7 protein-coding genes, 1 tRNA gene and 2 pseudogenes are annotated in these 10,128 nt (G+C 49.4%); 8 read left to right on the top strand and 2 right to left on the bottom strand.

Annotation, left to right across the window (positions count from 1 at the left end; all coding sequences use genetic code 11):
- Positions 1 to 442 (top strand): annotated as a pseudogene (locus tag RMO52_RS16590) (ABC transporter ATP-binding protein); the annotation flags it as partial.
- Positions 443 to 608: 166 nt separating this feature from the next.
- On the opposite strand, the gene RMO52_RS16585 reads toward RMO52_RS16590, so the two are convergent.
- Together RMO52_RS16585 and RMO52_RS16580 are read right to left on the bottom strand one after the other, a co-directional pair.
- Positions 609 to 1,895, bottom strand: a complete 1,287-nt coding sequence (locus RMO52_RS16585; RefSeq protein ID WP_310416343.1) for a TldD/PmbA family protein — start codon at positions 1,893 to 1,895, stop codon at positions 609 to 611.
- A 328-nt stretch (positions 1,896 to 2,223) separates the two neighbouring features.
- Positions 2,224 to 3,084 carry a Tab2/Atab2 family RNA-binding protein gene (locus RMO52_RS16580; RefSeq protein WP_310416340.1) on the bottom strand — a complete coding sequence of 287 codons (861 nt, stop codon included), beginning with the start codon at positions 3,082 to 3,084 and terminating at the stop codon, positions 2,224 to 2,226.
- A 407-nt stretch (positions 3,085 to 3,491) separates the two neighbouring features.
- On the opposite strand from RMO52_RS16580, the gene gshA reads away from it, so the two are divergent.
- The 7 genes and pseudogenes from gshA to RMO52_RS16545 all read left to right on the top strand — a co-directional run bounded on the left by gshA (position 3,492) and on the right by RMO52_RS16545 (position 10,036).
- The gene (gshA, locus tag RMO52_RS16575) at positions 3,492 to 4,628 is read left to right on the top strand and encodes a glutamate--cysteine ligase (protein WP_309742383.1); all 1,137 of its coding nucleotides are present in this window, start codon (positions 3,492 to 3,494) and stop codon (positions 4,626 to 4,628) included.
- Between the two features lie 277 nt (positions 4,629 to 4,905).
- The gene (locus RMO52_RS16570) at positions 4,906 to 5,376 is read left to right on the top strand and encodes a tRNA (cytidine(34)-2'-O)-methyltransferase (RefSeq protein WP_310416337.1); all 471 of its coding nucleotides are present in this window, start codon (positions 4,906 to 4,908) and stop codon (positions 5,374 to 5,376) included.
- Between the two features lie 251 nt (positions 5,377 to 5,627).
- Positions 5,628 to 5,882, top strand: coding sequence for a hypothetical protein (locus tag RMO52_RS16565; RefSeq protein ID WP_310416334.1), 255 nt, complete (start codon positions 5,628 to 5,630; stop codon positions 5,880 to 5,882).
- A gap of 794 nt (positions 5,883 to 6,676) precedes the next feature.
- Positions 6,677 to 7,051: pseudogene (locus RMO52_RS24795) on the top strand (M23 family metallopeptidase); the annotation flags it as partial.
- Positions 7,052 to 7,144: 93 nt separating this feature from the next.
- A tRNA-Met gene (locus tag RMO52_RS16555) sits at positions 7,145 to 7,217 on the top strand.
- On the top strand, positions 7,210 to 8,367 hold the full coding sequence (locus RMO52_RS16550) for a hypothetical protein (RefSeq protein ID WP_310416327.1): 1,158 nt from the start codon (positions 7,210 to 7,212) through the stop codon (positions 8,365 to 8,367). Before RMO52_RS16555 ends, RMO52_RS16550 begins: the two co-directional genes overlap by 8 nt.
- 349 nt (positions 8,368 to 8,716) lie before the next feature.
- Positions 8,717 to 10,036: a hypothetical protein gene (locus RMO52_RS16545; RefSeq protein WP_310416324.1), complete on the top strand. Its 1,320-nt coding sequence runs from the start codon at positions 8,717 to 8,719 to the stop codon at positions 10,034 to 10,036.
- Positions 10,037 to 10,128: the final 92 nt, after the last annotated feature.

Raw genomic sequence — 10,128 nt, 5'->3', positions numbered from 1 at the left:
GAATATTTTTCGGAGCCGGACCGCGTGGGATGAACGGGGTCATTTGACGCTCGATATCGGCGGACAAGCACTCGCGCTCGGCGCGGATCTGCGTCAACGCTACCGAGATTTGGATCGATATCTCGCGCGGGATTTACTCGTCGGCTTGCGTCCAGAAGCTTTTACCGTCGCCCCCGCAGGCACTAGCAACTCGATTTCAGTTGCGGTCAAAACGGTCGAAGTATTAGGTCACGAAACGATCGTCTACGCCACAGCCCCGATCGATAAGATTGACACCGACGAATACGTCAGCGGACAAAGTAACGATAAAAGCTTAGCTAATTCACTCCTAATCGCGCGGGTCGCCTCCTCACATCCGATTCAAGTAGGTCATCCACTAGCTCTAACCGTCGATTCCAGTAAGCTCTATTTATTCTCGATCGATGGCGAGTTAATTGAGTGAATAGTGGATAGTGGATAGTGGATAGTGAATAGTGAATAGTGACAGAAAAAAGACGAAAGTGTCTTTTTCTTTCAATTTAGAACCTGACGAAGTTCATTACCTCTTACCTCTTACCTCTTACCTCTTACCTCTTACCTCTTACCCATTACCCATTACCCATTACCCCTTACCCCCGTCCCGTCACCGACAACCCCTGCACAATCAATGACGGCGTATGACAAGGGCCATTCCAGTCAACATCAGCACCCAACGCCACAACTTGCTTGAGCGCCGTATAGACATTACCACTCACCATCGTATCCTTAACCCGACCGACAATTTCACCCTTTTTAACCCGATAACCCAGCTCCACATTGATCGAAAAATCGCCAGACATCCCCGCATTACTGCCCAGAATTTGGTCGATGATAATCCCCGAATCGAGATGTTTAACTAGTTCGTCAAAACTCAGCGTCCCCGGTGAGATCGTGAAATTGACTAGATCGGGAGTAGGATAGCTCCCCAAACCCGATCGAAAGCCATTGCCAGTAGAGCCAGAACCCAGTTGCCGCCCGATCGTCCGATCGGCATAAAATAATTTCAGCTTACCTTCTTGAATGAACGTCAATGTCCGCGTTGGCGAACCCTCATCATCAAATGGACAACTAAACGGGCCGCGATCGGGTGCCTGTGTCAGCGTCAGCAGGGGCGAAACCACTTTTTGACCCAATCTATCGCTCCAGGGGGATGCCCCCTCAACGACTAGTTTACCGTTGAGTGCGGCTTGCACGGTTTCCCAGAGCATATCGGCGGCTTTGGCAGTAAATAATACCGGGACTTTCCCGATCGGGGGGTTGACATTCTTTTTCGCCCAGTATAAGCGTTTGAGCACGCTCTGCGCGATTTTGTGCGGATCGAGATGACCGCGTTGGGTTTGTCCATCCCCAACGCTCAAAAAATCATCGCCCCGAATCCACTCGACAGCCAAAAAACCGCTTAATGTGGTGTCCGTGTAGCTACAATTTAGACCCAGACTATTTACCAGGCGGGTGGTTTCGATATCGCAATCCCATTGGCTGCTACAGATCGCATCGGGAAATTCCGATCGCACTAGATCGATCGCGACTTTGCCCATCTCGACCAATTCCTCCATCGGGATGGTATCGCCTAAATTGGGATAGATATTGCGATCGGCTCCATTTAATTCGGGTGTCTCTGGCTCGTTGAGTTGGGAGAGTTCCAGGCTTTTGGCAACCAATATCTGCGGCTCGACGGCTCCATAAGCCACCGCCAATCCCGGTTTACCATCTTTCCACAACCGCAGCGCGATTCCTTCGCTCTGGGCTGTTTCCAACTGTTTGAGTCGATTTGCTTCAAAGAATACCGGGCGGGATAAGGATTTGGCTTGATAGACTTCGGCTGCTTCGGCACCTGCTTTGCTAGCTAGATCTAAAAGTTGTTCGGCGATATCCATTTGGAAGTAGTGAGTAGTGGATAGTGGATAGTGGATAGTGAATAGTGAATAGTGAATGAATGAGTTGTGAGGACTAAAGCATCAGTATCGAAGTCACAAGATCTATCCTCTACTACTATCCTTGCTGTTCGGGCTGTTGCCGATCGAACAGACGCGTTGCTAATGCAGCCACAGATCTAAAAGTAGGGTGGGCACTGCCCACCACAACGGTTATCGGCGATCTAGTATTAGAATAATCGCACCAACTTACCGATCTTCTGACACGTAGCCGTCGAGCTATTTCATCGCCGATCGACTAATAATTATTAATTATTAATTATTAATTAATTTAATTATCTGCTGCATCGTATAAGAGCCAAAATCCGGCAAATTCCTCGCTCTCGGGATCGGATTGAATGGCGATAAAATGTACTCCCTTTGCCTGTTGTTTGCTGGCTTCAAATCGGGCGGCTTCTTGTTGCGTCGTACCATCGAGGCGGGCTAAAATCCAACTTTCGCTAGCCCCTGTCTCTAATAATAATCTGGATTTGGGTGCGGGTTGATAGCGGACTGCGACGATTTCCAAGCCGGACATCCAGGCGGCGATGGGCACTGCTCGTGCTGAGTAGACGATCGATCCGGGAATCTGCATTTCTGGCGTTACTCCCAGCATATCCAGCGGAAAAGCTTCACCAAACCCAATCTGCCAATCTTTCATATCGGCAAACTGACTGGCGGCGAGGGTGGCAAATGTCCACTTTTCACCGATGAGGGCTTCGGGGAGCGGTTGCGGCGGATCGGAAAACATTTGCACCGATGTCGTCGTGGTGGCTTGATAGTTGGGCTGAGCGGGATAAAAATGCTCCAAACGATCGTTTAACCATTGCTGAATCGCGATCGATCTCCGGCTGGCTGCTGCGGGAATGCCGATATCTTTACAAGCTTTGGTAATCATATTATTCATCTGTCGCCGAAAGAAGCGAATCCGCTGCGGCGACTCTCCCGCCTCTTGGATGGCTGCTTGCAAAGCTTCGCCCAACCACAGCGAGTTGACACGATCGCTCGGACAATACTGAGCATACCGAAATAGTTCGCTGGTGGACTGCTCGGTAGTCGATGGACTCTCACACACCAACAATTCCCAAACTTTTTTCTGTCGCTCGTCTACCAGCGGACGTGAGTAAAAATCTATTTCCCAGATCGCTCCCATTACTTTATGTTGTGCTACTTGCGTTGTGATTTTTACGTTAGTTCCCAATTATCCGCGATCGCAGGACATTAGGGAAGAGAGATGGGAGATAGAGATGGAGATGGGAGATGGGAGATGGGAGATGGAGATGGGAGATGGAGATGGAGATGGGAGATGGGAGATGGGAGATGGGAGATGGGAGATGGGAGATGGGAGATGGGAGTAGGAAGTCAGAAGTCAGAAGTCAGAAGTTGGGATATAAGATCGGAAGTTGGGGCGATGGTTTGGGGGTTTATACTGAATATTAGTATTGCATCGAAAATCCTAACGGTTTTGTCTAGATAATCCGCGATCGAGGGTCGGTTGTGTACCTCTCGATCTCCAATTACTCTCATCTCTCATCTCCCATCTCCCATCTCCCTACTCCTATGCTACTTTCCAAAGGATTTGAAATTGAAGTCTACACGGGTACACCCCAAGGCGAGATTGTTGGTTTATCCGATCGAATTGTGGCGGATTTGGATGGGTTTATCATCGAGCCAGATAGTCGCAATGTTGAATATACAACTGCGCCGTTTACTTCTTACGAGCGGCTCCTGTGCGCGCTGGTATTGCCGCGCCGTCAGTTGCGATCGTATCTCAAAGGACTTGGTGACTATACCTTGATTCCGGGGAGTACTTTATCTCTAGGCGGCACCGATACTTTTTATCGTTCCGACCCCCATAATCCTTATCATACCTATATCGAGCAGACTTATGGTACCGATGTGGTGACGGCGAGCGTCCATATCAATATCGGCATCAGCGATCCAGAATTACTGATGCGTGCCTGTCGGCTCGTCCGCGTGGAAGCTCCACTCTACTTGGCTTTGAGTGCGGCATCTCCCTTCATCAATGCTGCGCCTACTGGCTATCATTCTACCCGGTGGGGCTTATTTCCCAAGACACCCGCACATGTGCCCTTATTTGAGAGTCACGCCCATCATATTCAATGGGTTAACGAACAGCTCGCCCAAAAGACGATGCAAAATGTCCGCCACCTGTGGTCGTCCGTGCGTCCTAATGGCGATCGCCGCCCCTACAACCTCAATCGATTGGAATTGAGGATTTGCGACCTAATTATCGATCCGATCGCCTTGCTGGCCGTTACCAGCCTGATTGAGGCGAGATTGTGGCAGCTCATGAACGATCCGCAGCTCGATCCGTTGGTGATGAGTAGTTTATCGCCTCAAGAATTAGTCGAACTTGCAGATGCCAATGAAATGCTGGTCGCCAAATCCAGTCTCGATGCGACTTTGCGGCATTGGCAGGACGGGCGATCGATTACGGCGCATGACTGGATTGAGGAACTTTACGGTGAGGTACATCCCTTTGCCAAGCAACGGGGTTTTACCTGCTTTCTGTCGCCAGTGAAGAAGATTTTGCGCGAGGGTAATACCGCGCAACAATGGTTGCGGGAATATGCAAAATCGGGCGACGCGCAGGCGGTGCTTATGGGCGCGATCGATCGCGTCGAACAGCAGGAAATCGAATTAGATCGTTATCTTTGTCAGGCTGTCGCCTAAATGGTAGCCTCCACTACCGCAGATCTGCACCAAGATCCCCATTTACGCTCTTGGTGACACATCTGAGTGACCAACACAAAACTCTCCAACTTAACAAATGTATTTAAAATTCCAATCGATCGATCGTTCAGTCCAAATATAAAGAAAATCTATATATTACGAAAAGTTGCGAGTTCGTAACTAAATCGTCATAATCCCGGTGAGGTAACTATTAAAGCTACCTTTTAACCATCAGAGTCCGGAAAACCACACTTCCCCGCCGATCGATTTTGAATTTATGCTCCAACTCGTTTTAGTCAATCCGCAAATTCCCCCAAATACTGGTAATGTTGCCCGCACTTGCGCGGCGACAGGTACCCAATTACACCTGATCGAACCATTAGGATTTGAAATCAGCGATCGCTACCTCAAACGCGCTGGATTAGACTACTGGCCTTATGTTAGCCTCAAAATACATCCGTCGATCGACGCATTTATTGAATTTCAGCGTCAACAGCATGGACGCTGCATTGGGTTTAGCGTTCGGGGGAAAACAGCCAGTCATTTTGACTTTGGGTTTCAAGCAGATGACTGGTTGTTATTTGGTAGTGAAACCAATGGTCTTCCCGATCAGATGCTGGCACACTGTGCTGCAACAGTTTATATTCCGATGGACGAACCAGGCGTTAGAAGCTTGAATCTCTCTGTGAGTGCCGCTGTGGGACTATTTGAAGCTCGTCGCCAAGTTAGCGTTGCTCGGGGTGTCTGAGTCAGACGGATACTAGTCAGGGAATAGCATTGAGTCTATTTGAGCTAGCTAAAATCGCTACTAATATTTTGAGCTAGCTCCAACCTCCTAATTTTAGATAAGAAATTTATATCACTGTCGTTCGCGATCGGTCGAAATTAACTTACCAATTTCTTATTCAACTCATCACAAATTCGATCGATAATTGCGATAATTGCGCTCGCGTAGCGTACCGAAGGTAATCGAAATCACTGAGATTAAAAAATTGGGTTGTGAGACTCACACCAGACCGCAACTTCACAATACTTCGTCCGCAAATCCACGGTTGTCGATCGAGCGAGCTATCGGCTAAGGTGTTGTTTGGCAAGGGCTTGAGAAATTGTTCTAGCCGCTCGATCGGTAATTCAAGTCTTCATAAAGCCGCGCAATACCTGCACAATTTGAAGCAAAAATTACCGATCTGGCTGGAGCGGGATCGCTCCAGAATCGATCGGCAAAAACTTGCAAATTATCGCATCTTAACTTAGAGTTACTTTAGCAATTCAGAATCGGCACCAGTAAAAGGTCATCATTTGCTTTCATCTTTAGAAGCTGACGATCGTCTGGGTTCACATGTTAAAAGTCAATCGCTTAAGCTGCCGTCATGCTGATATTCTTCAAGCCAAGCTCGGTCTTAGATATCAGTTAGCTGTCAGCCCATCCCGACAAGTTCATTTAGATGACTGTCGCTGTAGTCAAAATTAGGAGGTCATTTTTGTTGAAACCCGAAATCACACAGAAAGCTAAGCAAGTTCAATCCCCAATCGTCAATCGCGATCTGTCGCTCCAGTCGTCAGCACCAACCGCCAGCAGATTGTCAGGATCGAACAAAATTACCTCTCTGTTTGGTAATCATCGGAGCCGCACCTCAGCCGTGATGCTTGGATTTGCCGTCTTTATGGGAGTCTCCAGCGTCCCTACCAATTATTCGCCTACGATCGCCGCTGCCGAATCAACCGCCATTCCCGCAGTACCGATGCTGCGATCTGGCTCTGTCGAACAGCTCCGCCATGATGTCTCGCAAATGCCAGGACAATCGGCGCCAAATTCGGTTTTAATCGCTCAATCGCTCTCGCCGCGCACTGCCGTGCCAGTCGCTCGTCCTAATCCAGCCAGCTTACAGTTTACCGGAGAGTCTTCTGTTTCGATCGAAGTAGCTCAACCTAAAACTCGGAATTTCAGATCTGTGGCTACCGCCCCAAATATCAACCAGACTGGTGCGGATGGCGAGTTTGGCAGCCCTGACGATCGATATCCCAGTCACAACGGCGTCACTACTCTGAGCTTTATCTGGCCCGCAGAAGGCACGCTCACCTCTAAATTCGGTCGTCGGTGGGGCAGAATGCACAAAGGGATCGATATCGCTGGCCCAGTCGGCACACCGATTAATGCTGCTGCTGACGGTACGATTGTCATTGCTGGTTGGAAATCTGGTTATGGCAACTTAGTCGAAATCAGACACGGCGATGGGACGATTACTCGTTACGGTCATAATAGTCAGCTCTCAGTTACTACTGGTCAAACCGTCCGTCAGGGTCAACAAATCGCCCGAATGGGTAGCACGGGAAACAGTACTGGCTCGCACTTACATTTTGAGATCCGTCCGAGCGGTGGTAGTGCTGTTAATCCGATGGCGCATTTACCCAGCAACGGCTAGATCTAGGAGTTTGTCACCACTGTCTCAAATAGTTTGCTGTTGTGGTGGTTAAAATCGATTTTTTATGCTATGCTGATATACGTTCAATAGCTTGGCTCAATAGCTCAGTCGGTAGAGTAGGGGACTCATAAGCCCTTGGTCGTCAGTTCAAGTCTGACTTGAGCCATATCAAATGTAATTACTCGATCGAGTGTCTAAAACTAGAGCGATCCAACTGCGGTTGCTCGGTTTTAGATCGCGGTTGGAGCAGCTACCTTTATTTTTATTTAGCTACGTTGGTAGGCAACCCGCAGTCGGAATTAGAGCTAGGTTGGCAATGTCAGCTCAGTGAGTCAGTAACAGGGTTGCGCTGTGCGCCCGACGGTGCGGGCTGGGCAGCGAGTTCGGCAGCGGGAGAAGTAGTCTGGAACAGTGGCTCGAACCAATTGGTCTACTTGCAGCCAGCGAATGGACAAGCGATGCAAGCGGTGGCTTTTAGTGCCGATGGTTGTTGGCTCGCTGCTGGCGGACAAGCTGGCAAATTATTGATTTGGGATTGTGGCAATCGTCAGCCCCCTCAGTTAGTGCAAACCATTGAGATTGATGAGTGGATCGAACATCTCATCTGGCATCCCAGTCAACCACAGCTCGCGATCGGATCGGGCAATCGTGTCAAAATTTGGGACGCCACCGCCAAGCGGGAAGTCACGACCTGGACGTTCGATCGATCCTCGATTTTTGATTTAGCATGGCATCCTGATGGCACAGAACTAGCAGTAGCTGGCTACAAAGGCGTCCAAATTTGGACGCCACCCGCACCGAAGGTTGCCCCACAGCGGATCGATGTCGATACCGCGACAATCGCCATCGCTTGGTCGGCAGATGGTCGCTATTTAGCTGCGGGCAATCTCGATCGGACTCTGAAAATCGTCGATCGTCAACAATTGGCAGACTGCTGGACGCTCCAAGGCTTTGAAGGTAAAATTCGGCAATTGGCTTGGCTGGTGGGCACCGAGACCCCTTGTTTGGCGGTAGCCAGTGGGACCACGATCGTGCTGTGGACAGCGAGCGCAGATGCCACTACCTGGGAGAGTCAATTGTTGACAGGTCATCAGGATATCGTCACGGCGGCGATCGCGCATCCCCAGGCCCCTAGCTTGGCATCTGGGGGAGCTGATGGTTATACTTGTGTGTGGACGGCAGATGGTCGGGTCGAACAAATTCTCAGCCATCCGATCGCCAGTAGATTTACGCAGCTTAGTTGGCATCCAGATCGCCTATACTTAGCCACAGGCACGCAGAGCGGGCACATTTGCTTGTGGATGGTACCAGCATAAATACTGATGAGCCTGTAAAAAAAACGTGATACAATAACAGTGCTAGCATCACAACAATGCCAACTTACCCGATTATATCTGAAGCGGTAGAGTGAACATGGCGTGCGAAGTCCGTCATTGCAGCTAACCAAAATCGGGTAGGCGGTAGGTATAGAAGTTATTCTAACACTGTTGTTCTCTATGCCGATTGACTACCGAAAAGCAGGTAAAATCTCACTCCAGCCTTCACTGGCAAGTAACCGATATCCTGAGAATTTGGACTCAAACTCCAAATCCCAATTTAAGTTAACAGTTATTCAAGTAAGTGGCAGTGACTCAAAAAATTTCATTACATAGAGCTGATTCAAACATGTTAAAAATTTGGCTTACCTGGTTGCAACCTAGTCTTGGCGTGTTGGGAACGGCGTTAGTGCTATCTAACCCCCTGTGTACTTATGCCGCAACTAAACCAGCACCCCGAAATATTAGTAAAGCAGCAACTCCAACCGCACAATGGAGTAACTTAAAATCCGCTGGTACGCGGATCGATCGAGAATTATTCACTGGGATGGCCGTTACCCCAGATTTTGCCGTCCGCCAGTTGGCGATGAGTTCGCTAGGTAATCCTACGGCAGCGACCAAGATTGCGCCCAAAGCTCGCCCGGTCGATAGCAACCCTGTTACTAGCTTCGTCTCTCCAGGTGCGAGATATCCCCAATTCGCCAAAACGACCAAGCAAATTAAGCCACCTGCTAAAAATTCTGCTGTAGCTTCCGCGCTGGCGCGTGCCATCAATCCCCAATCGGCAATTCCCGTACCGGGCTTGTATATCGGCAATAGTAATCCCCGCGTAGCTAACAAATTTGCTAGGACTGGTACACCAGTCGTGCCACCAGTCGCCTCAGCGAGCGACATCGGCGCACCGACTCCCCTATCTGCAATGATGGCGGCGGGTAAGTCAGGGGTCGATCCATTCCCAGTAGTGCGTCCAGAACTGATGCAGAAATTGGAACGGAATATTGCCGCCAACAATGTGCCCACGACCAAAACCGCACCCTACGCTCTAGATCCGATCGCAACGATTCCGCCAGCTAAGCCTCAAGCTGTAACGCCAAAGACAATCGTATCACAAGTTAAATCGACTCCCTATCAGTCCCTCGACCCGATCGCGGCGATTCCCTCGGGACTCCAACGCGTGTTGGGTAACAACCTCAACACCCAGCCGATTGTAGCTGCCAACCCTGTAGCTACCAACGCCAAGGCGATAAATCCCATGCTAGCTTTAAGACAAATCGTATCGCCCGATACAGACACTGTCGCCACATCGGTCAATGCCGCCAGCCTTCAGCTAGCTACCGCTCAAGCGTATACCAGCGTACCGAAGTTTAATATTCCTGGTGAGACATTACTGACCGCCAAGCAGTTCAAACCTGTTAACGATTTAGTCCTTGTCAAGCGTACGCCACAGAACTTTACGATCGCCGCTCCTAGCAGCCGCAAGACTACCTACGCTACCACACTAGCACCTACGACTAAACAACCCTGGACGGTGGTAAATCAACAGAACAATCTTGGTGGTTTGATTTTAGGCTCGCCACAGCTTGCCACAGCACCGCGAGTTGCTAGTTTGCTACCCGCCGATACTACTGACATTGGATTACCTGTCAGAGGTTTAGTGGAGATTAACTAATCTCATTTTGCCCTAGTTAGTCACGATCGCTCTAAGAAACCCCACCTAGTTATTAGGTGGGGTTTTTTAGTAAATAGTTAGGTTTCAATAAT

The sequence above is a fragment of the Chamaesiphon sp. OTE_8_metabat_110 genome (assembly GCF_031382685.1).
Classification (GTDB): Bacteria; Cyanobacteriota; Cyanobacteriia; order Cyanobacteriales; family Chamaesiphonaceae; genus Chamaesiphon.
This window is presented reverse-complemented; position numbering and strand designations above follow the sequence as displayed.

Bases quoted from the DNA above. Each gene is read 5' to 3' on its own strand.
- gshA (WP_309742383.1), top strand. From the start codon at position 3,492: ATGCTACTTTCCAAAGGATTTGAAATTGAAGTCTACACGGGTACACCC.
- RMO52_RS16585 (WP_310416343.1), bottom strand. From the start codon at position 1,895: ATGGATATCGCCGAACAACTTTTAGATCTAGCTAGCAAAGCAGGTGCC.
- RMO52_RS16580 (WP_310416340.1), bottom strand. From the start codon at position 3,084: ATGGGAGCGATCTGGGAAATAGATTTTTACTCACGTCCGCTGGTAGAC.
- RMO52_RS16545 (WP_310416324.1), top strand. From the start codon at position 8,717: ATGTTAAAAATTTGGCTTACCTGGTTGCAACCTAGTCTTGGCGTGTTG.
- RMO52_RS16570 (WP_310416337.1), top strand. From the start codon at position 4,906: ATGCTCCAACTCGTTTTAGTCAATCCGCAAATTCCCCCAAATACTGGT.